Source organism: Paraflavitalea speifideaquila, assembly GCF_032395985.1.
Taxonomy (GTDB): Bacteria; Bacteroidota; Bacteroidia; order Chitinophagales; family Chitinophagaceae; genus Paraflavitalea; species Paraflavitalea speifideaquila.
The window spans coordinates 6,138,195-6,157,776 of record NZ_CP135920.1 but is presented as its reverse complement, the minus strand read 5'-3'; the positions used below and the strand labels follow the sequence as shown (position 1 = coordinate 6,157,776).

The following is a 19,582-nucleotide window of genomic DNA, read 5'->3' as shown; positions in this document are numbered from 1 at the left end:
GACCTGCTGACGATGAGCAGTGGCAGTGATTGGGACGAATCGTATTCCAACCCGCTTTCTGTGACCACGCAGGCGTATTACGGCAGTGATATTTATAAAACGGCCACGGGGGTGAATATTATTCATACACCAGGCACCTTACACAGTTATAAATCGGGTGATACCCAACTACTTGGCCTTATTGTGGAAAAAGCAACGGGCAAGTCGCTTAGTGCTTATGCTGCTGAAAAGCTGTGGCATCCGCTGGGAGCTGAGCATCCAGCTTTGTGGAGTACGGATCATACGGGCGGGCATGAGAAGGCGTATTGCTGTTTTAACTCCAACGCGCGTGATTTTGCACGGCTGGGACAGTTGATGCTGGACAGTGGCCGCTGGAAAGGGCAGGAGATCATTACGCCCGAATATTTCAAGAAATCCATTACGCCTTGCGGCATCAAAGACGAAGGTGGCAATGCCTGCGATTATTATGGTTATCAATGGTGGATCGTACCCAACCAGCCGGATATATTCTATGCACGTGGCATTCTTGGTCAGTATATTATTGTGATCCCTGCTAAAAAGCTGGTAATGGTCCGATTGGGTAAAAAGCGTTCACCAGTGCGCATCAATGGCGCCCCCGCCGAGGTGGACGGGTTGATCCGTTGGGCGGAGGGGTTGTAAGGAAATGTGGTTGATAGATCGTATGGAGAAATTGCTAAGTGACGTGGCTCTACAAGTTCGCATTGTTGGAATGATCGCACCAATCATACACCACCAGGTTTCTCCAGAAGGGGATAGCGGGTAGTTTGGCTTTATCGTAATACTCAAAACAATCTTTGTAAGGTTCTCTAAGGTGGCCGTTCCAGTCGTCCGATTCCTTAGCTGTTTCATTGCGAACATAAATGTCCAGGAGATCTTGCAGCTCACTGATCAGGTAATGCCGGAAGTCGCGGCCATACCATACTACGTCAAATCCCCGGATAGATAATACGGGGCTTACTTCCACCGAAGGATCCACTACCTGATACCGATGGTAGGCTACGGGCACTAATGCAGGGGCTTTTTCCCAGATCTCATGAAAGCTCCTGATCTTGTTGTCGGGATCTGCAGGTTTCGGTCCCCATGATTTTAGCCACAATCCCCTGCCTTTTGCAGATCGTCAATCATCCAGTCATAAACATCAGTCAACCTGTTCCCTATTTCCTCTTCATCATCTTCAAACCAATTGCGTAATAGGGACTGTTCATAAAATTCACCTTCTTCCACATCCGGATACGCGTAATGGCGGGTTTTCCGGTCAACAGTATGCAGGATGCGTAGAAATTCACGATGCTCCGGGGAGAATTTGAGCCCATATTTCTCCTGTACCTGGTCGATCTGCTCATCGGTCATCCCGATCCATTTGGCGCCACAGGCCCATTGAGGACAGGTTCTATGGCCCAGTGGAAGCTGGGGATCCTGGTTCCAGTGGTTCTCCGTATGGTCTTTCAGCCAATACAGAAAATCGGTATAGTCGAGCGACATCGGAGACATAATGGTTTACAAGGTTTTATGGTTAAATAATGGATGTCCCGGTCCTTATACGAACCTTGCCTCATCCATATACCAGCCATCTGTCAAACAGGGGTGTTTACCAATGGAAGATACAAGTTTGGTAGATGGTTGACACCTGGTTTGCCGGATTTTTAAAAAAGGTTACTGTCAGGCAGTTTTTTTCTGCAACCGGGCGGCTTTTAGGCGCACAGCCAGGCCAGTGATTGCGGTTTGCCGGAGCTAACACTACTCAAATCTATTGGCGCCTGATTAAGAGCTGTTCACGCCAGAATAATGTCTTAACAACAAACCTTTTACCTTTTTTGATGTTTTACTACTTTTGACGCGCATTTAACTGCAAAATCAGGTATGAAACTAGACATTCTCGCCATTGGCGTACATCCGGACGATGTAGAGCTGGGCTGTTCCGGAACGCTGCTCAATGAAATCAGGCTGGGTAAAAAAGTGGGTATCCTTGACCTCACACAGGGTGAGCTGGGAACCCGCGGTACCATCGAAACCCGTTATGCAGAAGCAGGTGCAGCGGCCAAAATCCTGGGCGTACACATGCGGGAGAACCTCAAAATGCGGGATGGTTTTTTTCGCAATGATGAGGCGCATCAGCTTCAATTGATCCAGGCGATCCGTACTTATCAGCCAGAAATAGTGATTGCCAATATACTGGATGACCGCCATCCGGATCATGGCCGGGCGGGGCACCTCATTGCTGATGCCTGTTTCCTTTCGGGGCTTATCAAAATTGAAACAAAAGATACTGCTGGAAATTCTCAAGCGCGCTGGCGGCCCAAATATGTATTGCATTACATGCAGGATTGGTTCCATGAGCCTGATATCCTGATCGATATCAGTGAAGTGTTTGAGCAACGAATGAAATCAATTGAAGCATATTCCACGCAGTTTTTTACGGGTGGCCCTGACAATAAAGAACCACAAACGTATATTTCATCGCCCGATTTTTTAGATAGTGTCATCGCACGGGCGCGCATGCTGGGCAAACGGATCGGGGTTAAATATGCGGAAGGGTTTATTAGTGAGAAGAAGATCGGTATCCGGAACCTCGATGCGTTGGTGCAAGTAGAAACATAGTCGGGAAGTCGGTAAAGACCGGAAGTCAGTAAAGTCGGGAAGTCGGTAAAGTCCGAAAGTTAGTAAAGTCCGGAAGTCGGTGAGTATGTTCGATTTAATCGGAGACACTCACCGGCTTTTTGTCTTTGGACTTTCCAGTCTTCCGGACTTTACCGACTTACGGACTTCCGGACTTGTCTTCCGGACTGTTTCCAGTCTTCCGGACTTTACCGACTTACGGACTTTCGGACTTGTCTTCCGGACTGTTTCCAGTCTTCCGGACTTTACCGACTTACGGGCTTCCGGACTTGTCTTCCGGACTGTTTCCAGTCTTCCGGACTTTACCGACTTACGGACTTCCGGACTTGTCTTCCGGACTGTTTCCAGTCTTCCGGACTTTACCGACTTACGGGCTTCCGGACTTGTCTTCCGGACTGTTTCCAGTCTTCCCGACTTTACCGACTTACGGGCTTCCGGACTTGTCTTCCGGACTTGTCTTCCGGACTTTTTGTCGGGGAATTGTCATCAAAGTTAGCGTCTAGCTAAAATTCCCGATTTCGGTATATCAATTGCACATTTTTAGCCGTTTTTTAGTAGGTTAAGCATAACTTTGCCAACCTTTTAGAATTAAATCAGTTGTTCAATGTCAGTGCCCAAGTTTGCAAACGTTCCACATTCTTTTCACGCAGAATTAAAAAAGCGTATCAGTTCTTACTTTACAGAAGTAGGAAAATCTACAACCGGTGATTACCCTATCTTTATGAAGGCGGTGATCCTGATGGTGGCTTTTATGGTCATCTATGTGCACCTGGTATTCTTTACACCCGGTGTGGTATTGCAGGTACTGGAAAGTATTTTGCTGGGTGGCGTTGTTTCGGCCATTGGTTTTAACGTGATGCATGATGGTGCACACGGTAGCTTCAGCAAATACAAATGGATCAATTCCTTTGCTGCGCTTTCACTCAATATCCTCGGTGGTAATAATTTCATGTGGAATGTAAAGCACAATGTGATCCACCACGCGTTTACCAACGTAGACGGTGTTGATGATGATATTGACATCCAACCCTGGATGCGCATGAGCACTACGCAGAAAAATATCGTTTACACAAATACCAGCATATCTATTTTTGGTTCTTGTATTCCCTGCTTTACATCTTCTGGATATTTGTATTGGATTATCAAAAGTATTTTAAGAGCAAGATTGGCAATATGCCACTGAAGAAAATGAAGTTGTCGGACCACCTGGTATTCTGGGGGTTCAAAGTATTCCACTTCTTCCTTTTTGTAGGGTTGCCTATTTACATGGTAGGTTTCACCTCCTGGTTGATCAGCTTTTTGATCTTCACCCTCGTAGCCGGGTTGGTATTAAGCCTTGTATTCCAATTGGCGCATACGGTAGAGCATACTGCTTTCCCCATGCCTGATGAAGCAACCGGTAAAATGGAAGATGAGTGGGCGGTACACCAGATCAAGACTACGGCCAACTTTGCTACCAACAACAAACTGGTAAGCTGGCTGGTAGGCGGATTGAACTTCCAGATAGAACACCATTTATTTCCTAAAATATCGCATATTCACTATCCTGCCATCAGTAAGATCATCAGGCAGGCATGCCAGGAATACGGGATCGCGTATATCGAGTATCCCCGTGTACGGTATGCAGTGGCTTCGCACGTAGCTTTCTTAAAGCAAATGGGACGGGCGGCGTAGGGAGAAGTCCGAAAGTCAATAAAGTCGGAAAGTCCGTAAGTATCTTCGTAATAATCGAACATGCTTACGGGCTTTCGGTTTTCCGACTTTCTGACTCCAGTACCTGATTTGCGGGTCTCTCTGGTTTTCTGGCAACGATCACCTGCCATTGAGCGTCTTACAGCCGGTATTAACTTTCGGTCTTTCGGACTAACCGGCTTACCGACTTTACTACTAATAAACTATTTTTGCACTTCATTTTTAACGAGCTATCATGTCAACAGTAAAAGTAGGATTGGTGCAAATGAGTTGCACGGCAAATAAGGAAGAGAACCTGCAAAAGGCAATCGTCAAGGTGAAAGAGGCAGCTGCCAAAGGGGCGCAGATCGTGTGTCTGCAGGAACTGTTCACATCCCTTTATTTCTGTGATGTGGAAGATTATGAAAACTTCAAATTGGCGGAGCCCATTCCGGGTCCTTCTACGGATGCGCTGAGCAAGGTGGCAGCCGAAGCGGGGTGGTGATCATTGCTTCTTTGTTTGAAAAACGTACACAGGGTATTTATCACAATACAACGGCGGTATTGGATGCCGATGGCACTTACCTGGGCAAATACCGCAAGATGCATATCCCGGATGATCCGGCTTATTATGAGAAGTTTTACTTCACGCCGGGAGATCTGGGGTACAAAGTATTCAAAACCAAATTTGCCACTTTTGGGGTACTGATCTGTTGGGATCAATGGTATCCGGAAGCAGCCCGTATAACGGCCCTGATGGGTGCGGAAATACTGTTTTATCCTACGGCTATTGGCTGGGCTACATCACAAGATGAGGCTACGAATACGGAGCAATACAATGCCTGGCAAACGATCCAGCGCAGTCATGCAGTAGCCAATGGCGTGCATGTGGTGAGTGTGAACCGGGTAGGATTGGAGCAGCAGGGCGCGATGAAATTCTGGGGTGGTTCTTTTGTGTCCAACCCTTTTGGTACGTTGCTGTACAAAGCATCGCACGACGAGGAAGAAGTAACTGTATTGGAGCTGGACCTGGCAAAAACAGACCGGTATCGTACGCATTGGCCTTTCCTGCGCGATCGTCGTATCGACTCTTACCAGCCGATCACGAAGCGGTTTATAGACGAAGAATAAGTCGGGAAAGTCGGGAAAGTCCGAAAGTCGGGAAGTCTGAAAGTCGGGAAGTCTGAAAGTCGGGAAGTCGGGAAAGTCCGAAAGTCGGGAAAGTCCGTAAGTATGTATGTATTTGATTAGTTTAATATTTATAAGGCTGCTGATTGGTTCTACTAATCACTAAAAATTATTTGATGCCTTTTAAGTTTGAAAAACTAATTGTTTGGCAGAAATCTTTGGAGCTTGCAAATGAGGTGCACTTATTAAGCAGTAAATTCCCCAAAGATGAGTTGTACATATTGACATCGCAAATTAAGAGGGCTGCAGATTCTGTGGCCTTAAATATTGCAGAGGGCTCAACCGGACAATCAAATGCAGAATTTGCAAGGTTTTTAGGGATCGCTTTGAGGTCGAACATTGAAGTTGTTGGGTGCATACATCTTGCTAAAAGAAGGCAATATCTCAACTGCCTGGAATTTGATAAAATCTATAAGATGTGTGAGGAAATTTTGGTGATGATTAATTCATTAAGATATTCACTTAATAAAAATAATTAGTTTGAGCAAGTTACGTGCAGACAGCAGTCATCTTCCGGACTTTCAGACTTCCGGACTTCCGGACTTACCCCAAAGCTTAGGATATTATTTTCCTGCAGAGTTTGCTCCGCATGTGGCTACCTGGCTTAGCTGGCCCCATAAAGAAGCATCCTGGCCTGGGAAGATAGAAGCTATTTATCCTTATTACAGTCAGTTTATTAAAGAGCTGGCACTTAGTGAAAAGGTACGGATCAATGTAGCTGATGAGGCCATGAAGCAATTTGCGCTTGGCCATATCCGGGAAGCAGGCGCCAATCTTGATCAGGTGGAATTTTTATACATCCCACAAACGATGCCTGGTGCAGGGACCATGGTCCGGCCTTCCTGATCAATCCCAAGGCTGCTATCAAAAGGTGATCGTTGATTGGGGTATAATGCCTGGGGCAATAAATATCCACCTTTTGACCTGGACGATGTAATACCCACGTTGATCGGCAAGGCATTCAACCTGCCGGTTTACCATCCCGGTATTGTTATGGAAGGTGGGTCGGTAGAGTTCAATGGCAAGGGTAGTTTGCTTACTTCCACAGCCTGCTTACTCAACCCCAATCGCAACCCGCAGTTGGATCAACAACAGATAGAAACCTACCTCATGAACTATTATGGGGTGGAACAAATACTGTGGGTAGATGATGGTATTGTAGGTGATGATACAGACGGCCATATCGATGATACGGTTCGCTTTGTAAACGAAGACACGGTATTAACGGTAGTGGAAGAAAACAAGCAGGACGAAAACTACGACTTATTACAACACAACCTACAGCAGTTGAAAGCCATGCGCCTGCTCGACGGAAAGCAGTTGAATATTGTAGAATTGCCCATGCCGGATGCGGTAGTATATGATGATCAGCGCTTACCGGCTTCTTATGCCAACTTTTATATTGCCAATACATCGGTGATCGTTCCTACCTTCCGTTGTGATAAGGACGATAAGGCATTACAGATCATTCAACAAAGTTTCCCGGACCGTAAGGTGATTGGTATTGATTCGACAGAGATCATTTGGGGGCTGGGTAGCTTCCATTGTTTGAGTCAACAGGAACCGGCGGTTTAGTCCGGAAGTCCGGAAGTCCGGAAGTCCGGAAGTCCGAAAGTCAGTAAAATCAGAAAGCCCGTAAGTATCTTCGATTATATCGAACATACTTACGGGCTTTGGTCTTTAGCCTTGCTGTCTTTCGGACTTTCCGACTTTCCGACTCTTTAGGGGCTTTGGTCTTTAGCCTTGCTGTCTTCCGGACTTCCAGACTTTCCGACTTTCTGACTCTTTAGGGGCTTTGGTCTTTAGCCTTGCTGTCTTTCGGACTTTCCGACTTTCCGACTCTTTAGGGGCTTTGGTCTTTAGCCTTGCTGTCTTCCGGACTTCCAGACTTTCCGACTTTCTGACTCTTTAGGGGCTTTGGTCTTTAGCCTTGCCGACTTCCGGACTTCCAGACTTTCCGACTTTCTGACTCTTTAGGGGCTTTGGTCTTTAGACTTTCCGACTTCCGGACTTTCCGACTTTCCGACTTTCTGACTCTTTACGGGCTTTGGTCTTTAGCCTTGCTGTCTTTCGGACTTCCGGACTTTCCGACTTTCTGACTCTTTACGGGCTTTGGTCTTTAGCCTTGCTGTCTTCCGGACTTCCAGACTTTCCGACTTTCTGACTCTTTAGGGGCTTTGGTCTTTAGACTTTCCGACTTCCGGACTTCCGGACTTTCCGACTTTTATCCTTTTACACCCAGCTTAGCCAGGAGCTTTTTGTTCAGGGCTACATAATCATCGTTCTTAGCTTCTATGGCCAGTTCGATTGATTTATTGGCAGAAGCTATGGCGTCTTGCTTTTTGCCCAGTTTAGCCTCGCAATTAGCTTTTGGTGTAATACCCAGAAAGCTTTGGGGTTTAATTCGGCAGCTTTATTAAACCAGCCAAGTGCTTTGTTGAGGTCTTTACCATTATCCAGGTAATACAGGGCAGCAGTGAAATAGGGTTTCTTGGCTTCTTCCGCGTCGTCATTGATCAGTTGGTCGATCTGTGCCATCACCTTGGTATCGATATCGGTAGCGATGGGCAGGCTTACGAGGGTTTTGTCCCACTGGATCTGTAATTCGCAGGTGCTTGCTTTTACATTTACAAACTGCATGGTGAATGATTCTGCAGCGGCGGGAACAACACGGGCAGGAACTTTTACGCGTACTACATCATTCTCTTCTTTGTAAGCGGAGGGAGAAGTGATGTCGAGTTGTTTGGTAATGATGAGGGTCCAGCTGGTAACATCGGGAATGGATACGAGGCCGTATTTACCTGCGGGGATCTTTTTACCGCCAATAGTTACTTCATCGCCAAAGGTGAGGGTAGTAGCCTGGTTGGCACCGGTACGCCATACTTTTTTGTAAGGCACCAGGTCGCCCATGATCTTACGGCCTTTGATCACAGGGCGGGAATAGGACAGTTCAATGGAGGACAATCCAAAGTCCTGCTTAATGTTTTGTGTAGGAGAAGGTGCCGGGGTTTTTAGTGACTGTGCATGACCGGCATACGCTAATAGGAGCGTGAAAGCAAATACGTTGATGAGTTTGCGCATGACATTAAATTTGCGCAAAGGTAAAAGAATAAAGGCGTGCAGAAAGTTTAGTTATACAGAAGGTTGATCGGGCAGGTTAGAAGTTAATTACCACCGTAGCTGTTGCCTTACGGCCACTGGTCAATTTCCAGGAAGGGCCGGCTTTGATAAGGCGAATGGCTTCCTCATCATAGGCTTTCCCAAGGGATTGCCCGACTTTGAAATCGGACAGGATACCTTTTTTATTTACCTGGAAGGAGACAACTACGGTTCCTTTTAATTCGGGGTACCGGCAGGTAGCCGCTTGTTTTTTTCCAGGTATTGCTGGTATTCGAGCCAACCATATTCAGGCTGGGCATTTTGGATTGTTTTCTGGCGACCAGCCGGGGTGTTGACCAGTCCCAGGTCTTTGCTTAGTGTTTTGAATGCAACTGTATCCAAAGTACGGTCCTGTGTTTGCAAGGATTCATTGAGCAAGGGATTGGGAGCTTTTATACCCAATTGGTTCAGCGAAATTTTGTTATCGGAGTTGTTCAATAGTTTAATATTCTGTGTATAGTAGCCCGAATACCCCACGGCCACATTGACTACGGAATCTTTTACAGGGATATTGAAATAGCCCTTTTGATCGGTATAGAAATCCTTGTTGCTATCATCTATCCTTACCAGGGCATTGGAAAGGGGATTGTTGGCCTGATCGGTTACGCGCCCGCTTATAAATCCGCTCAGCAAGGCATCGGGATTCTTTTTAGCTTGTCTTTCGGATAATTCCTTGCGGGACCTGTTCATCTCCTGTTCGCGTGGCTTGGTATAGGAACCAAATGCATTGGAATCCCTGGCTGTTTTGGCAATAACGATCTGTTCGTATTCAGCTTTGCTTTTATATACTTTGTCCAGGGTATTGCTATAGTAGTTGAAATTTTTGCTTTGGTTATCAACTGGCTTGGTATTGGCGACAATGGAGGCATTGTCGTTCTTCAATTGCTTGCGGTAGCCTGGCTTTCCTTTGGCGCTATCTGCCAGGGAGATATTTCCTGAAGCTTGTTTAGCCTCCTCCAGGGTGGATATAGAATTGGGTTTTGTCCAGTTCTGGGTAAGGCTTTCGCGGGTAGGGGCGGGTTCATTAGCTGCCAGGTTTGGTGTTTGTGGCAGGATGGCTTTTTTAGGAGCCAGCTCAGGCAGGGGTCTGTTTTCAGGTCTTAAGAGGTCTGCCTCGTTATTATTAGCGAATGTACTTTCATTGGTGGATAAAGTAGTCTTAAAAGAAGCGCCTGAATCTGTGGCATTGGTTGCTGGCGCAGCAGCAGGTGTTGGAGGAATAACGCTATCGGGTTTGGTTTCCTGTTTTACCACGGCCAGTTGATGTTCGGCAACCAGGGGGCGTTGGATTGTTGGAAAGCATTGTAGGCCCAGATGCTGCCGGTTATAACGATAATGGCGGCGGCAGCGGCCTTCCACCAGGCGAAAGCGATTACGCGTGCTGGTTTGGAGTCGTTTTTATGCACTCTTTCCTGCAGTTGCTCGCCGAGTTGTTGCAAATGGGTATCCACCAGAGAGGCATCATGTTGTGCCAGTGTTTGTTGCATGCCTTCAATGGCATCGGCCAGGAAGGGATCTTCCAGGGCCGCTTGTTCGAGGGCGTGCATTTCAGCCGGCAGCATTTTGCCTTCCAGGTATCGTTGGATATCTGCTGCTGAATATTGTTTAATATGGTCGATATTAGCCATTTCTTGTATCGTCAATTGTCAATCGTGAATGGATTGGCTGCATCGGCTTTGGTGTTCTGTGCTTTGCTTTTAGTGCCCCCTCTTCCTCTTTTTCCATACAAATCTTCAAATTTCTTCGGCCATTTTGTATATAACTGCGCACCTTGTTCCAATCCAGGCCGGTTATATCTGCAATTTCCTTATAACATTTGTTTTGTAAATAGAACAGCTCTACGCTCACTTTTTGTTCGGCCGAAAGGGTTTCCAGGCAGCGTTCCATTTTCTGCAGGTTTTCTTCCTTCAGCATTACTCCATTCAGATGCATTTCTTCCCCGGATTGCATACTGTCGGGATTAAATTCGGTGGTTTTCAGATTTTTGGGGGTTCTTAGCTGCATCAGGCAGTAATTCTTGGCCAGGGTATAGAGCCAGCTTTTGAAATTATCCACCTGGTGTTTGGGCAGCTTTTGTACCAACTCCTCAAATACCTGCATTACAGCATCTTTGGCGGTTTCGGGCTCTTTCAGATACTTCAGGCAAACGCCATACAAAAGATCCATATATCGTTGAAACAGAATGGCCAATACCTCCAGGTCGCCGGAGCTTTGAAACTTTTCTACCAGGTCTTTGTCTGGCAGGGTGTTGGTTGGTATGTTTTTATAAAGGCCACTGACTCATAAAATTAGTAAAAGATAAGATAAAATGGATGGTGCAAAAATCGGGGTGGCATAAGGGTAATTTCCGGCAGGTGTGTTATAGGGATGTGGGCGGGTGGCGCCCTATTTCTTCACACTAATAGCCGATTGAAAAATGAAAACCAGGATCCTGTTACTGATGGTATTTTGTATAGCCTGTTTGGCTTTTATTGTTGAATCCTGCCAAAAGCCGGGGAAGACCCAGGACCGTCAAAGCCGCCGGGTGGCGGGCCGGGGCCGGATCGGGGATGGTAGTGGACCTCAACTACCAGCTACGCCGTATGATTATGTAAATAGTGCTGCCGGCATGCCTGCATATCTGCGCGATTACTTGAACGGCCACGCCGATGTAGACAACACGCCGGCCAATAATGCGATCACGAACCAGGGGGCTACGCTGGGGCGGGTATTGTTTTATGATAAGTCTCTTTCGGTGAACAATACGATCAGTTGCGGCACTTGCCACCTGCAGGCGCAAGGGTTTACAGATGGTCAGGCATTTTCTACCGGGTTTCAAGGCGGCAAAACGAGGCGCAATTCCATGGCAGTGATCAACCTGCGTTATTTCAAGGCCAGGAAAATGTTTTGGGATCTGCGGGCGCCGGACCTCGAAACGCAGGTATTGATGCCCATCCAGGACCATATTGAAATGGGCATGCCTTCGCTGGCAGCACTGGAAACGAAACTAAGGGGCATTGCTTACTACCCTGACCTTTTCAATAAAGCTTTCGGAACAACGGATATTAGGTCTGACAGGATATCGAAGGCGCTTTCGCAATTCCTGCGTTCTATTGTTTCTTTCAATTCAAAATATGACCAGGGACTGGCCACCAACCTGTCGAACCTCAGTACGGCGGAAAAAGCCGGACTGGTGGTATTGCAGCGGCTGAATTGTGTGGAATGTCATAGTGATCTGAGTACGGTATTCCCGCGAAAAATCCCACTTTCTTTATAGCGGATAACTCGGGCGAAAATACGGGTAATGGCTCCAACAATGGACTGGATGAAGTGTACCCGGATAATGGCATTGGTGAAATAACGGGGCTTGCCAAAGACCAGGGCACCTTTAAAATCCCCACTTTAAGGAATATTGATCTTACAGCGCCGTATATGCATGATGGGCGTTTCAGTACGTTGGAACAGGTGATGGAACATTACCGGGTAGGGGCTAAAGTGCATCCCAATAAAGGAATACAGATACCAAATGGTGGTTATAAGGGGGTATTAACGGCCACGGATATTGCCAATGCGATTGCATTCATGAGAACGCTGACGGATGAGTCGATGACTACAGATGTTAAATATTCCAATCCATTTAAGTGAGAATAAGCTGCGAGCCCCGGGCTGTGAGCTGCGAGCGAAAGGGTATAGCTGTTAGGTTTTTGTAGCTGGCTTTAGCTTCCTGGAGGTGACACCTTTCGTTTGCGTCGCAAGCGAAAGGTGTCACCTCTTTCTAATAAAGGTGAGTCACCCTCCTGCTCTGCCTGGCAGCGCTGCAGGGTGGCCCACTTTTTTCTACCTGCAAAAAAGGCGTCACCTCTCTGGCATTTTGGCTAACAGCTCATTCCGCCCCCTTTATGTAATTTTCCGCTCCCTGCATCTAAGCCTTAAACCTTTTGTTTATGGCTGCACCTATACATGTCAACATCCCCGAGCCCTGCCATGAAAACTGGCAGCAAATGACACCAATGAACAAGGCCGCCATTGTATGGCTTGCCAGAAGACGGTAGTGGATTTTACGTTGATGAGTGACCAGGAGATACTGAACTTTATTTCAAGCGCCTCTTCCTCCGTTTGTGGCCGTTTCAACAATGATCAGCTAAATAAGACGTATGTTGAAAAGAAGATCAAGCCTTCTTTTACGTTCCGGTATGCCTGGAATATGTTGGTAAGTGCCTTTCTCCTTAGCGGCTCAGGTGCTATGGCTCAAACGGAGAACATAACACAGGGCAAAGTGGCTGCCCCGGTCAGGCCGGCACCGCCTAAGAAAAAAAAAAGGTCAAGAAAAAGTCTATCGATTTCGAGTATCTGAGTATAGAAGAGATCAGTTTAAAAACAATGGGTCTCATAGGTATGAAGATTGTTCCTGTTGAGCCACGTAGCTCCACTACCCTGGGTTTTGTTACTACTGGTACTTATGCTCCCCCATGGACCGGTATCTGATCCCACCTTTAAAGATGTTTGGTTTCATTAAGGATAGCAGTACGCAAAAAGCGATTGGCTATGCCTCTGTTCGTATCAAGGGTATTAAGGAGGGTATTGCTGCTGATGGAGATGGACGCTATGAACTGGCCCTGCCGGACATGGGCGGACAAGTGATGCTGATAGTAAGTGCGGTGGGTTATGAAACAAAGGAGTATATAACAACTGTGAATAATTTCAAGGCAGCAGAAATACTGTTAGCACCTGCACCGGATGAGCTAACCCCGGTAGTGGTGACGGCTGGGAATGTAATGGGTAAAATATCAAGAACGGTGTGTACCACTACCACCGCTGGTAAAGTGATTACGGTTCAGGAAATATCAAGGATACAGCAAATAAAACGCCAGGTGAACGATTGGTTGCCTGGTAAAAAGGATGTACGCATTTTTCCCAACCCGGTAATAGCAGGCAACAGCATCAACATGCAGGTGAAGTTGAAAGCAACAGGTGAATACAAGCTTGAACTGATGGATGCGGCCGGCAGGGTAGTGTATATTCAGGCCTTGCAGATAGTGCAAAAGAACAGTTGATCAATATGTCTACGCAATCATCCTGGAGTAAGGGTATTTACTGGGTGCGTATTTCCAATGGTACAGGTAAGAAAGTGTACGAGGCTAAGGTATTGCTGCAGTAATTGATTATTGATTAATCATTATTGAATATTACGCCGGCAAGATGTTTTGAGGCGCGCCGCTCGTAGCTCACGGCCCGAAACTCATTGTTCTTATGGCTTAAATGCCGGATGGAATCGTTGGAGGGTATCGCGCAGGAAATCGCGGTCGAGGTGGGTATATATTTCGGTAGTGGTAATGCTTTCGTGGCCCAGCATTTCCTGTACGGCGCGTAGGTCGGCGCCGCCTTCTACCAGGTGCGTGGCAAAAGAATGCCGGAATGTATGAGGAGAAATATTCTTCGTAATTCCGGCTTTCTTTACCAGGTCTTTCAGCATCAGGAAGATCATTACACGGGTCAATTTACTACCCCGCCGGTTGAGGAATAAAATATCTTCCTGTCCCTTTTTAATGGGCATGTGCACCCTGATATCATTGCGATAAATATTGATGTATTTGATAGCCGATAAACCGATGGGTACCAGTCTTTCTTTATCGCCCTTCCCCACTACCCGGATGAATTCGGCGTCCAGGAATAATTGGGATAGTTTTAAATTCACTACTTCACTTACCCGCAGGCCACAACTGTACATGGTTTCCAATATGGCTTTATTGCGGCCCCCTTCGGGCTTGCTAAGGTCTATCTGGTCAATGATCTGCTCTATTTCTTCAAAGGCCAATACATCGGGTAAGGCACGTTTTAATTTGGGAGCTTCCAGTAAAACGGTGGGATCATTCACAACGATCTGCTCCATAGAGCAGTATTTATAAAAAGCACGAATGCCCGAAATGATCCTTGCCTGGGAGGTAGCCGTCATACCCAATTCGGCCACCCAGCGGGTGAATTGTTGTAGGTCATTCAGTTCAAGGGCGGCGGGATTTTTTTCAATACCTTTTTGTTGGAGGAACTGGGTCAGCTTTTCAATATCGCGGCCATAAGCTTCGACGGAGTTATCAGACAGGGATTTTTCCAATTGGAGAAAAGCCCTGAATCCCTTTATATGGTTCCCACATGGTGAAACAGGAGTTAGCGTTTAGGTTGTAGCCGTTAGCGCCTTTGCTTTGCTAAAGGCTAACGGTTACATGCCATTACTTAATGTCTACTTTTACAATTGAGTTTTTCTCTTGTTTCACATTTACCTGGCTCATCATCTTCTCTACCAACTTGTAGGTGGCGGGGCAGTATTCTACATTTTGTTTGAATACATGCATATACTCGGTCATATGCCGCTTGGTATGGTGCGGAAAGCCTGAGCAATCGCGCGGGCGCACCTCATAGATAGAACATTTATTGTCCTTCAGGTTCAGGAACTGGCAGGGCTGTTGTTTGTTGATCCAATCGCCATTGCGGTCTTTGTACAGCCATTTTTTACGAAAATCATCTGCCTTCATATCCAGGTGGCGGGCAATGCGCTTAATATCTACCTGGGTAAACGTAGGGCTCATTGTTTTGCAGCAATTGGCGCAGGCCAGGCAATCCATGTCTTTCCATACTTCTACATCTGTGCGGGCAGCCAGTTGATCAAGGCCCCGGGGAGGATTGTTTTCCAGTTTGGTGAGAAAACGCCGGAATGCCGAGCGGTTGCTAAGCATGATCTTTTGAAGGAACGAAAATTAAATGCCATCTGTAAATGCTGGGTTAGATGTGTGAAATAAGTGCAATATAAAGATAATACAGAATAAAGTCGGGAAGTCCGTGAGTCGGGAAGTCCGTAAGTCGGGAAGTCCGTGAGTCGGGAAGTCTGAAAGATAAAAGTCAGTAAGCAACTCCGATTAAATCGAACATATTAACAGACTTTCCGACTTTACCGACTTTCGGACTCGTTTTCACAAATACAGAATAAAGCCGGGAAGTCCGTAAGTCGGGAAGGCCGAAAGATAAAGTCAGTAAGCAACTCCGATTAAATCGAACACATTAACAGACTTTCCAACTTTACCGACTTTCGGACTCGTTTTCACAAATACAGAATAAAGCCGGGAAGTCCGTGAGTCGGGAAGTCCGTGAGTCCGGAAGGCCGAAAGATAAAAGTCAGTAAGCAACTCCGATTAAATCGAACACATTAACAGACTTTCCAACTTTACCGACTTTCGGACTCGTTTTCACAAATACAGAATAAAGCCGGGAAGTCCGTGAGTCGGGAAGTCCGTGAGTCCGGAAGGCCGAAAGATAAAAGTCAGTAAGCAACTCCGATTAAATCGAACATATTAACAGACTTTCCGACTTTGCCGACTTTCGGACTCGTTTTCACAAATACAGAATAAAGCCGGGAAGTCCGTAAGTCGGGAAGTCCGTGAGTCGGGAAGTCTGAAAGATAAAAGTCAGTAAGCAACTCCGATTAAATCGAACACATTAACAGACTTTCCGACTTTACCGACTTTCGGACTCGTTTTCACAAATACAGAATAAAGTCGGGAAGTCCGTGAGTCCGGAAGGCCGAAAGATAAAAGTCAGTAAGCAACTCCGATTAAATCGAACACATTAACAGACTTTCCGACTTTCGGACTCGCTTTCACAAATATACGTCTTCAATAAACAGGTATTCGGGTGGTTGTTGATCGAGGATCATAATGGAGAGTACATCGTATTGTACGCGTTTCCATTGGGGATATTGATATTGAAAGGCTACGCCTGCGGTAACAATGCTCCTGATCTTTTTGTGGGTAACGCTTTCTTCGGGCAAGCCATAAGAAAGGCTTTGGCGGGTTTTTACCTCCACAAAATGTAAGACTTCTTCGCGGGTGGCGATGATATCAATTTCATAGTGCTGGTGGCGCCAATTGCAATGCAGTACTGTGTATCCCTGTTGTTGCAGGTAATCGGCAGCCAATCGTTCTCCTTTTTACCGGTTTCATTGTGTCGGGCCATGAACAGCTTTTTGTATTATTGTGCCCTTAAACAGGATTATGGACAATCGTACAAAAATAAGTAAGCTAGCTGGAAAGGTTCAACCGTATGCATGGGGAGGATCACAATTTATTCCCGCCCTGTTGGGGCAAAGTAACCCGGACAACAAACCATTTGCTGAATATTGGATGGGGGCACGACAATGCACCTGCCGACCTCATTGATGCGCAGGGGCAAAAGCAGGCGCTGAATGCCTGGGTAGCGCAAGATCCGGTGGCTGCGCTGGGCAAGGTAGTGAATGACCGTTTTGGCCGTCTTCCTTACCTGTTTAAAGTATTGGATGTAAAAGACATGCTCTCCATCCAGGTGCACCCTGAAAAAAAAGCTGCAGTAGAAGCCTTTGCTGCGGAAAATAAGCAAGGGGTGGCGCTTACGGCTCCCAATAGGAATTACAAAGACGATAACCATAAGCCGGAGTTGATGCTGGCTTTGAGTGATTTCTGGCTGCTGCATGGCTTTAAGCCTGCCGATCCGCTCAAAAGGTATTGGCACAAGTACCGGAACTGCAATTCCTGCTGCCCATCTTTGGCGATGGTGATTATGCAGCTTTGTATAAAACGGTAATGGAAATGGACCAACAGGAGGTCAATGATCGTTTGCAACCCTTGCTTGATCGTATCCTGCCTTTGTATGAAAAGGGGGCTAAAGAAAGAGCAGGAAGACTTTTGGGCTGCGCGTGCTTTCAATACTTTTTGTGAGCCGGGACGTACAGACCGGGGTATCTTTTCGATTTACCTGTTCAATGTGGTGAACCTCCATCCGGGGGAAGCTATATTCCAGGATGCGGGTATCCTGCATGCCTACCTGGAAGGACAGAATATGGAGATCATGGCCAACTCGGACAATGTACTGCGGGGTGGATTGACGAATAAACACATTGATGTGCAGGAACTGATGAAGCATGTACGGTTTGAACCCATTGTACCTATGGTGATCAAAGGAACACCCGGACGGGTAAAAGGAGAGGAGATCTTCCTGACGCCTGTTAATGATTTTGAATTGCACCAGCTTACACTGCAAGCGGATGAACCGATAACGGTAACAGCTACCACGGCCGATATTTATTTTGTGTATGTGGGTAGTGCTGAAGCCAAGGCTGGGGATAACCAGGTAAGCCTCCACAAGGGCGAAGCGCTGCTGGCCCGGGCTGGTGTTACGGTGCAGTTCAAGAGTACTGAAAATGCCGTGATCTTCACCGCGACTGTACCGGCTTAAGTTTCTGCGAGGTCTTACCAATTGCCATTTTGGCAAATTGGGCGCTTTTTCTCATTTTGGGAACACCCATAGTTAAGGCAAGGATAAGACAAGGTTAAGACAAGGATGAGGCTTGGGTAAAAAATGCCGGATTGGCAGGTTGCCCCTTAAAAATAATTAAGTTACTTTTGCATTATTAATGTCCCGTATGAAACTGAACCGATCAACCATCATTTATCTATTGGTACTCATAGCAGCCGCTTCGGTATACCGCGCCTTTGATAACCGTATGTGGGGTTTTGCTCCACAGATCGCTATGGCGCTGTTTGGCGGTATGGCTATCCGCAACAAAGCCTGGGCTTTTGGACTGCCGCTCTTTTCGCTCTTTATCTCTGACGTTATTTATGAAGTATTGTATACCAAAGGCTTGACACCCATCCGGGGATTCTATGATGGCCAATGGGTCAATTACCTCATTTTGGGTTCTGTAACGCTGGTAGGTTTCCTGTTCAGCAAGGTAAATATCAAGAACATTGTATTGGGGTCGCTTCTGGCGCCGGTATACTTTTTCCTGGTTTCCAATTTCATGGTATGGGCTGGCGTAGGGGTTGATCTCTATCCAAGAACCTGGGATGGACTGGTAGCTTGTTATGAGGCTGCATTGCCTTTCTTTAAAGGTTCTTTGATCAGTACCTTCTTTTTAGCGCTATCTTCTTTGGCGTTTATTATTTGGTAAACAAACAAGCGAAGCAAAAGGCGCAGGTGCCTGCTGCCGCCTGATAACATATTTGCACACTACATGTAAGCCCGGGTCAGTAATGGCCCGGGTTTTTTATTGTACGGGCAGTCGCATTCCTACCGTGAGGGGTTGAAAAGGATCATTTTTTGGGATAGTGGGGGCTCAACATTTTATGAAAATGCGCCTTTACTACCCTGCCGGTACCCTGGGACTACCCTTGTTCTACCTTGGAACCACCCTAGGGGGCTGGTTCTGACCTGCGCGGATTGGCCTTTAACCATAGACTTAAAACTGTATTTTCATTTGTGGTTTTTGGTATCATCCTTGATGAACGTCAAGCACTATGTGGGCATAATGGCTAACCTGACACTTTAATATATTTTAATGACTAATGTTATAGAGTTTTTTTGCTGGGATAATGACAGGCCATTGGAAATTCAACTTGAACCAGAAGCCACTCTATTCACCGTCAACCCGGGTGACACTATAAAGTTTGTTCCAATTAATCCGACAGAAAAGTTTAGGTGGGGGATTAGGGTGGACAATGACACAAAATGTCTGCAATTATTTCCAGATACTCCTGGTGCATACGATGATGTTGATGTTTATTTAAACGACAAAATCATTATATAGGAAAATATACTATTGTTTAGGCTATACCCCAGCCATGCTGCGACCACTGAAATTGAATAGCCTTCGGACTGCCCTATCAATCCCCGGAACGGGGCTGTCGCGATTAGAGGTTATTAGGGGCCATTTGAAGGGAGAGGTTTTTAGGAGAGAGGGAACTGCTATTGGCCAGAGATCGGGTCCTAAATGAACTGTAATGGGATTATAATGGTTGCCCCCACCCGACCAGTACCCCGGATACCAGTGGGATCCATGTAGGATAGCCTGAACATCCACTGAACATCCACTGAACATCCACTACACATTCACTACAACTCGCACTGGCTCCCTGTGTAGAAGGCAATA

At 46.5% G+C, this 19,582-nt stretch carries 21 protein-coding genes and 3 pseudogenes; 14 read left to right on the top strand and 10 right to left on the bottom strand.

Features of this window, described 5'->3' with window-relative positions:
• Nucleotides 1-12 precede the first annotated feature (12 nt).
• Complete coding sequence (locus RS881_RS42250; protein ID WP_315816293.1) at nt 13-660, top strand: serine hydrolase domain-containing protein; 648 nt, start codon at nt 13-15, stop codon at nt 658-660.
• A gap of 49 nt (nt 661-709) precedes the next feature.
• Here the strand turns inward: RS881_RS42250 and RS881_RS42245 are convergent, their stop codons facing one another.
• Entirely contained in the window at nt 710-1,117 is a 408-nt protein-coding gene (locus tag RS881_RS42245) for a hypothetical protein (protein WP_315816292.1), read from the bottom strand.
• On the bottom strand, nt 1,108-1,503 hold the full coding sequence (locus RS881_RS42240; protein ID WP_315816291.1) for a hypothetical protein: 396 nt from the start codon (nt 1,501-1,503) through the stop codon (nt 1,108-1,110). The genes RS881_RS42245 and RS881_RS42240 overlap by 10 nt, the downstream gene beginning before the upstream one ends.
• A 378-nt stretch (nt 1,504-1,881) precedes the next feature.
• On the opposite strand from RS881_RS42240, the gene bshB1 reads away from it, so the two are divergent.
• From bshB1 to RS881_RS42205, 6 genes and pseudogenes are all read left to right on the top strand, one after another.
• Nucleotides 1,882-2,619, top strand: a complete 738-nt coding sequence (gene bshB1, locus RS881_RS42235; protein ID WP_315816290.1) for a bacillithiol biosynthesis deacetylase BshB1 — start codon at nt 1,882-1,884, stop codon at nt 2,617-2,619.
• A 628-nt stretch (nt 2,620-3,247) separates the two neighbouring features.
• Nucleotides 3,248-3,820 (top strand): fatty acid desaturase, encoded by a 573-nt coding sequence (locus RS881_RS42230; protein WP_315816289.1) that lies wholly within the window; start codon nt 3,248-3,250, stop codon nt 3,818-3,820.
• On the top strand, nt 3,811-4,311 hold the full coding sequence (locus tag RS881_RS42225; RefSeq protein ID WP_484557606.1) for a fatty acid desaturase family protein: 501 nt from the start codon (nt 3,811-3,813) through the stop codon (nt 4,309-4,311). Before RS881_RS42230 ends, RS881_RS42225 begins: the two co-directional genes overlap by 10 nt.
• A 253-nt stretch (nt 4,312-4,564) precedes the next feature.
• Nucleotides 4,565-5,439 (top strand): annotated as a pseudogene (locus tag RS881_RS42215) (carbon-nitrogen hydrolase).
• A 173-nt stretch (nt 5,440-5,612) separates the two neighbouring features.
• Entirely contained in the window at nt 5,613-5,975 is a 363-nt protein-coding gene (locus tag RS881_RS42210) for a four helix bundle protein (protein WP_315824781.1), read from the top strand.
• A gap of 112 nt (nt 5,976-6,087) precedes the next feature.
• Nucleotides 6,088-7,071, top strand: a pseudogene (locus tag RS881_RS42205) (agmatine deiminase family protein).
• Nucleotides 7,072-7,821: 750 nt separating this feature from the next.
• Here the strand turns inward: RS881_RS42205 and RS881_RS42200 are convergent.
• From RS881_RS42200 to RS881_RS42185, 5 genes are all read right to left on the bottom strand, one after another.
• Nucleotides 7,822-8,577, bottom strand: coding sequence for a DUF2911 domain-containing protein (locus RS881_RS42200; RefSeq protein WP_315816286.1), 756 nt, complete (start codon nt 8,575-8,577; stop codon nt 7,822-7,824).
• 76 nt (nt 8,578-8,653) lie between these two features.
• Nucleotides 8,654-8,896: an energy transducer TonB gene (locus RS881_RS60700; RefSeq protein ID WP_350340003.1), complete on the bottom strand. Its 243-nt coding sequence runs from the start codon at nt 8,894-8,896 to the stop codon at nt 8,654-8,656.
• Nucleotides 8,833-9,909 (bottom strand): carboxypeptidase-like regulatory domain-containing protein, encoded by a 1,077-nt coding sequence (locus RS881_RS42195; protein WP_315816285.1) that lies wholly within the window; start codon nt 9,907-9,909, stop codon nt 8,833-8,835. The genes RS881_RS60700 and RS881_RS42195 overlap by 64 nt, the downstream gene beginning before the upstream one ends.
• A complete protein-coding gene (locus tag RS881_RS42190; RefSeq protein WP_315816284.1) occupies nt 9,903-10,283 on the bottom strand; it encodes a hypothetical protein in 381 nt (126 codons plus the stop codon). Before RS881_RS42190 ends, RS881_RS42195 begins: the two co-directional genes overlap by 7 nt.
• A complete protein-coding gene (locus RS881_RS42185; protein ID WP_315816283.1) occupies nt 10,276-10,845 on the bottom strand; it encodes an RNA polymerase sigma factor in 570 nt (189 codons plus the stop codon). The genes RS881_RS42190 and RS881_RS42185 overlap by 8 nt, the downstream gene beginning before the upstream one ends.
• A gap of 226 nt (nt 10,846-11,071) precedes the next feature.
• Here RS881_RS42185 and RS881_RS42180 point away from each other — a divergent pair, with 226 nt between their 5' ends.
• The 4 genes from RS881_RS42180 (at nt 11,072) to RS881_RS42165 (ending at nt 13,688) form a co-directional block, all read left to right on the top strand.
• Entirely contained in the window at nt 11,072-11,911 is an 840-nt protein-coding gene (locus tag RS881_RS42180; protein WP_315816282.1) for a cytochrome-c peroxidase, read from the top strand.
• 53 nt (nt 11,912-11,964) lie between these two features.
• Nucleotides 11,965-12,279: a hypothetical protein gene (locus RS881_RS42175; RefSeq protein ID WP_315816281.1), complete on the top strand. Its 315-nt coding sequence runs from the start codon at nt 11,965-11,967 to the stop codon at nt 12,277-12,279.
• A 385-nt stretch (nt 12,280-12,664) separates the two neighbouring features.
• On the top strand, nt 12,665-12,988 hold the full coding sequence (locus RS881_RS42170; RefSeq protein WP_315816280.1) for a hypothetical protein: 324 nt from the start codon (nt 12,665-12,667) through the stop codon (nt 12,986-12,988).
• A 145-nt stretch (nt 12,989-13,133) separates the two neighbouring features.
• Entirely contained in the window at nt 13,134-13,688 is a 555-nt protein-coding gene (locus RS881_RS42165; protein WP_315816279.1) for a carboxypeptidase-like regulatory domain-containing protein, read from the top strand.
• 194 nt (nt 13,689-13,882) lie between these two features.
• Here RS881_RS42165 and xerD read toward each other — a convergent pair whose 3' ends face one another.
• From xerD to RS881_RS42150, 3 genes are all read right to left on the bottom strand, one after another.
• Nucleotides 13,883-14,743, bottom strand: coding sequence for a site-specific tyrosine recombinase XerD (gene xerD / locus RS881_RS42160; protein ID WP_315816278.1), 861 nt, complete (start codon nt 14,741-14,743; stop codon nt 13,883-13,885).
• Between the two features lie 115 nt (nt 14,744-14,858).
• Nucleotides 14,859-15,362: a YkgJ family cysteine cluster protein gene (locus RS881_RS42155; protein WP_315816277.1), complete on the bottom strand. Its 504-nt coding sequence runs from the start codon at nt 15,360-15,362 to the stop codon at nt 14,859-14,861.
• A gap of 917 nt (nt 15,363-16,279) precedes the next feature.
• Nucleotides 16,280-16,597: a YraN family protein gene (locus tag RS881_RS42150; protein ID WP_315816276.1), complete on the bottom strand. Its 318-nt coding sequence runs from the start codon at nt 16,595-16,597 to the stop codon at nt 16,280-16,282.
• A 76-nt stretch (nt 16,598-16,673) separates the two neighbouring features.
• On the opposite strand from RS881_RS42150, the pseudogene manA reads away from it, so the two are divergent.
• From manA to RS881_RS42130, 3 genes and pseudogenes are all read left to right on the top strand, one after another.
• Nucleotides 16,674-17,238, top strand: a pseudogene (gene manA, locus RS881_RS42140) (mannose-6-phosphate isomerase, class I).
• Between the two features lie 66 nt (nt 17,239-17,304).
• Complete coding sequence (locus tag RS881_RS42135) at nt 17,305-17,889, top strand: cupin domain-containing protein (protein WP_315816273.1); 585 nt, start codon at nt 17,305-17,307, stop codon at nt 17,887-17,889.
• Between the two features lie 187 nt (nt 17,890-18,076).
• Nucleotides 18,077-18,604 (top strand): DUF6580 family putative transport protein, encoded by a 528-nt coding sequence (locus tag RS881_RS42130; protein WP_315816272.1) that lies wholly within the window; start codon nt 18,077-18,079, stop codon nt 18,602-18,604.
• Nucleotides 18,605-19,582: the final 978 nt, after the last annotated feature.

What these genes read in the sequence shown, in the direction of transcription:
- RS881_RS42250 (WP_315816293.1), top strand. Translation starts at nt 13, where the DNA reads ATGAGCAGTGGCAGTGATTGGGACGAATCGTATTCCAACCCGCTTTCT.
- RS881_RS42240 (WP_315816291.1), bottom strand. Translation starts at nt 1,503, where the DNA reads ATGTCGCTCGACTATACCGATTTTCTGTATTGGCTGAAAGACCATACG.
- bshB1 (WP_315816290.1), top strand. Translation starts at nt 1,882, where the DNA reads ATGAAACTAGACATTCTCGCCATTGGCGTACATCCGGACGATGTAGAG.
- RS881_RS42225 (WP_484557606.1), top strand. Translation starts at nt 3,811, where the DNA reads ATGCCACTGAAGAAAATGAAGTTGTCGGACCACCTGGTATTCTGGGGG.
- RS881_RS42210 (WP_315824781.1), top strand. Translation starts at nt 5,613, where the DNA reads ATGCCTTTTAAGTTTGAAAAACTAATTGTTTGGCAGAAATCTTTGGAG.
- RS881_RS42200 (WP_315816286.1), bottom strand. Translation starts at nt 8,577, where the DNA reads ATGCGCAAACTCATCAACGTATTTGCTTTCACGCTCCTATTAGCGTAT.
- RS881_RS42190 (WP_315816284.1), bottom strand. Translation starts at nt 10,283, where the DNA reads ATGGCTAATATCGACCATATTAAACAATATTCAGCAGCAGATATCCAA.
- RS881_RS42180 (WP_315816282.1), top strand. Translation starts at nt 11,072, where the DNA reads ATGAAAACCAGGATCCTGTTACTGATGGTATTTTGTATAGCCTGTTTG.
- RS881_RS42170 (WP_315816280.1), top strand. Translation starts at nt 12,665, where the DNA reads ATGGCTTGCCAGAAGACGGTAGTGGATTTTACGTTGATGAGTGACCAG.
- RS881_RS42165 (WP_315816279.1), top strand. Translation starts at nt 13,134, where the DNA reads ATGTTTGGTTTCATTAAGGATAGCAGTACGCAAAAAGCGATTGGCTAT.
- RS881_RS42155 (WP_315816277.1), bottom strand. Translation starts at nt 15,362, where the DNA reads ATGCTTAGCAACCGCTCGGCATTCCGGCGTTTTCTCACCAAACTGGAA.
- RS881_RS42135 (WP_315816273.1), top strand. Translation starts at nt 17,305, where the DNA reads ATGAAAAGGGGGCTAAAGAAAGAGCAGGAAGACTTTTGGGCTGCGCGT.
- RS881_RS42130 (WP_315816272.1), top strand. Translation starts at nt 18,077, where the DNA reads ATGAAACTGAACCGATCAACCATCATTTATCTATTGGTACTCATAGCA.